The sequence below is a fragment of the Gilvimarinus sp. 1_MG-2023 genome, from assembly GCF_030548285.1.
On record NZ_JAUOSC010000666.1, the window covers coordinates 1 to 306 of the forward strand.

Here is a 306-nt window from a genome sequence, read left to right on the forward strand (position 1 = left end):
GGAATACGCCGCCCCTACAACAGGCCCAGGTAAGACTCATATTCAATATCAGAAATACGGCTGTTCAGTTCCGTAATTTCCTGACGCTTGATGGCACAAAACACATCTACAAATTCGTCTCCCAGGTACTCCCGTATCACCGCACTCTTGTCCAGTGCCTTGATGGCGTCATCCCAGCGATACGGCAAGCGGGTGGACTCATCAGAATCGGCATAGGCATCACCTTCCATGGGTTCCGGCGGGGTCAGCTTGTTGTTCAAGCCATACAAAGCGCCGGCCAAAACAGCCGCCAGCACCAGATACGGG

1 pseudogene is annotated in these 306 nt (G+C 53.6%); it reads right to left on the reverse strand.

The window, feature by feature from the left end:
- Nucleotides 1-14: 14 nt before the first annotated feature.
- A pseudogene (locus Q4563_RS18540) lies at nucleotides 15-306 on the reverse strand (glutamine synthetase); the annotation flags it as partial.